The organism is Candidatus Margulisiibacteriota bacterium, assembly GCA_018822365.1.
GTDB lineage: Bacteria > Margulisbacteria > WOR-1 > O2-12-FULL-45-9 > XYB2-FULL-48-7 > XYB2-FULL-45-9.
In genome coordinates this window covers 1-2,896 of record JAHJKL010000057.1, presented here as the reverse complement: position 1 = coordinate 2,896, position 2,896 = coordinate 1, and the positions used below count along the sequence as shown (strand labels likewise).

The 2,896-nt window shown below is 46.8% G+C and carries 4 protein-coding genes; 2 read left to right on the top strand and 2 right to left on the bottom strand.

What is annotated here, in order from left to right; genetic code table 11:
• Both KKF06_04855 and KKF06_04850 read right to left on the bottom strand, forming a co-directional pair.
• Positions 1-186: pseudouridine synthase (locus KKF06_04855; GenBank protein ID MBU1617085.1), on the bottom strand; the 186-nt coding region annotated here is incomplete at its 3' end.
• Positions 187-213: 27 nt separating this feature from the next.
• Positions 214-1,398, bottom strand: a complete 1,185-nt coding sequence (locus KKF06_04850) for a YvcK family protein (protein ID MBU1617084.1) — start codon at positions 1,396-1,398, stop codon at positions 214-216.
• 81 nt (positions 1,399-1,479) lie between these two features.
• Here KKF06_04850 and KKF06_04845 point away from each other — a divergent pair, with 81 nt between their 5' ends.
• Together KKF06_04845 and KKF06_04840 are read left to right on the top strand one after the other, a co-directional pair.
• Positions 1,480-2,139, top strand: coding sequence for an NAD(P)H-hydrate epimerase (locus KKF06_04845; GenBank protein MBU1617083.1), 660 nt, complete (start codon positions 1,480-1,482; stop codon positions 2,137-2,139).
• A 431-nt stretch (positions 2,140-2,570) separates the two neighbouring features.
• Positions 2,571-2,849 (top strand): hypothetical protein, encoded by a 279-nt coding sequence (locus tag KKF06_04840; GenBank protein ID MBU1617082.1) that lies wholly within the window; start codon positions 2,571-2,573, stop codon positions 2,847-2,849.
• Positions 2,850-2,896 lie beyond the last annotated feature (47 nt).

Here is a 2,896-nt window from a genome sequence, read left to right as displayed (position 1 = left end):
TTCCTGGTGTTTGTGGGCCTGTTCGCTAAGCTCTACCCTATCTGTAGCCGGATCGATCTTCGTCCCCAGCTCGGTCACGACCTGGCCGTTGACCTTGATCCACCCTTGTTTGATATATTCCTCCGCTTTGCGGCGGGAGGCGAGCCCTTGTTCGGAACAGTATTTTTGGAGTCTGATTTTTACCATATCATTTAAGTATATTAGCTCTGGCGTTTAAGGACAACCGGAAGGTTTATAATTTAATCTAGCTAGCAGGTCAGCCAGAGGCTCTGGTTGATAATAGCCAGTTAGCTCTCCTTCTGTGATTAGAGGTGTTTTTTCGATCCCGAACCCCAGCAAAGATTTCGTGTCATCGGGGATCAGCCTTCGTCCGGTCCCCAGGCTTAAGCTTTTTCCGCGATCGCCGGTAATGACCACGTGTAAATAGTCGGGCTCCCTGGCGACTGGATCATTGCCTTTTAAAGTCTCAATCAATCGCTTGACCATATCGGCGGTCGTCATCCCGCGGATTTCTGGATCTTCAATGGTATTAGGGATAAAAACTTTCAGGGCGTGACTTGCCCTAACTGCCTCCGACATCCCCATCAGATGAAGAGTTGATAAAAGGCTGGTGTAGAAGCTCCCCATGGAAAAAACGATCAGATCGGAGCTTTTGATCGCCTCCGCCGCCTCGGCGCTTAGCCGCGGCTTGATCTCGCTGGCCTGAGGATCCTCCTGTTCCAAGAAAAAGAGCCGTTTCAACTGCAAACCAAGATCGGTTTTAGTGATCAGATGCTGACCGGTGATCACCTGGCCGTCAACTTTTTCAGCCGCCAGGTGCATGATCTCTTCAGAGGCTGGTAAGACATGTCCCCGGACCCCGGCCAGTTGTTCGTATAGGAAAAGAGCCGCGCTGATATCCCCAAAATCAAGGTAAGCGCCGGTCAAAAAGAAGTTCCCGATGCTCCCTTGTTTGAGATCAAAAGATCCTTTGGTCAATTCTATGGTCTTTCGTTCTTCATCAAAACGTTTTAAATTGGCCAGAATGATCCTGGTGAATTTATGGTTGCCGGCGGAAGCGGCGTGTGTTAGCGGGTGATGGCCTTTTATTATTGCGGCGAACTCATCTTCCAGGGCCGTTTTATTTTCTATGTTCGGCAAACGATAGGCGAGCAGGTCGGTGATCTCGCGATAGCCAAGGGTCCGCCGGTCGGCAAGGTCGATGCAGCGGCTGCGCAGGTCGCCGATTGCCGGGATGCCAAAAAATTCCCTGATCCTTCTGGTGCTCCGCCCGCTATCGGCGGTGCCAATTACATGGACCGTTGTGGGATTGGGATAAAGCGAAGCCAGGGCTTTGGCTACAGAGCGAAAACCTGTTCCCCCAGTTATGCAGGCAATTCTCCGGTTATAAATAGACACGAGTTTTCTTCCTTGTTTGGACTCCGACCAATCGCGCTGTTCTCTTGGTTTAATATCTCTATTTAACCGGTGAAATTTCGGATGATTTGCTATAATCTGGTCATGAGAGGAATCTCCATTGCCGAAGCAAAAGGGTTTGACCACCGGGCCCAGGTTGATTTTGGGCTGCCGTCGATCGTCTTGATGGAGAATGCGGGACGGAGCGTGGCTGAAGTCGCGTTGAAAATGCTCTGGTGGAAAGAGAAAGTCGCGGTTGTTTGCGGGATCGGGAACAATGGCGGCGACGGTCTGGTCGCTGCACGCCACCTTTTCAATCAAGGAAAAAAAGTCACGGTTTTTGTTATTGGGGACCACAACCGGGGGACGATCGATTTTATGGCCAATCTGCTGATGATTGAGCATCTTGGTTTGCCGATTGTTTGGGTTAAAGAAGCGGCCCAGCTTGGAGCGCTCTCCAACACTGAGTTGGTAATCGACGCGATCCTGGGGATCGGGCTAACAAAAGAGGTCCGCCGGCCGATCCGCGACGTGATCGAAGTCATAAACGATTCACACAAACCTATTCTGGCGGTTGATGTTCCATCCGGTTTAAATGCTGATACTGGCGAGGCGATGGGGGTGGCGATCAAAGCGAACACGACCGTTACATTTATTGCCATGAAGAAGGGGTTTGTAGCGGCTCAAGCGAGAAAATATTGTGGGAAGATTATTGTTAAGGATATTGGGATAGTATTTAATTAACGACCTAGGTTTTTTCCCTGTACGTATTTAGCTTTATTGCTCTCTTTTATTGAGCTGTCCATTTTCTTTGTCTGGCCACAAAGAAAATGGACGAAAAGAAAAGGCCTCGCGCATTTCGATTTTTCTCAATGTAAGCGAAATGCGCAGAACACGCTGAATTTTCACGAGACAGAATTCAACATAAATGAATGTGGTTATCAAAGCAGTTTTTTCGATCAGGAAAGAGGGACATCTTTGTCTCCGTACCTTGTGATGCATTTATTAGTTTGCCAACCTTCAATGATTTTGTCATTGAGCTGAACCCGGCATGGAAACAGAGCGAGCGCGGCGGTATTGCCTGCCTGCCGGTAGCCAGGTTGCGGTTTCCTGGGTTGCTTTTGCCATAAACCGTGCGTAAAATGTGGGCAGTTTTTATTAGGGGGTAAAGAAAAATGGATAAATGTCATGATCATAATGAAATGGTACTTACTGAATTTTTTAATATGATGAGAAGTTATGGGGATGAATGGGTCGATTATGTAATTGTTGAGAAGGATTGGAAAAACAAAGGAAATAATGTTGAAGATTTGAAAAAAATCATTCCAATACTTGAAGGACGAAATAAAATTAAATTAAGTGAGAATGTAATTGTTAAAATTGACCCTCAAACAAATAAAGAGGCTTGGTCAGAAAGTGATTTTAGAATTAGAATAAATGAAGATTTAAAATAGATTTGTTGGCCAGAGGATATCACAATTTGTGATATCCTTAAAAAATA

Coding starts and splice junctions, on each gene's coding strand:
- KKF06_04845 (MBU1617083.1), top strand. CDS start 1,480: ATGATTTGCTATAATCTGGTCATGAGAGGAATCTCCATTGCCGAAGCA.
- KKF06_04840 (MBU1617082.1), top strand. CDS start 2,571: ATGGATAAATGTCATGATCATAATGAAATGGTACTTACTGAATTTTTT.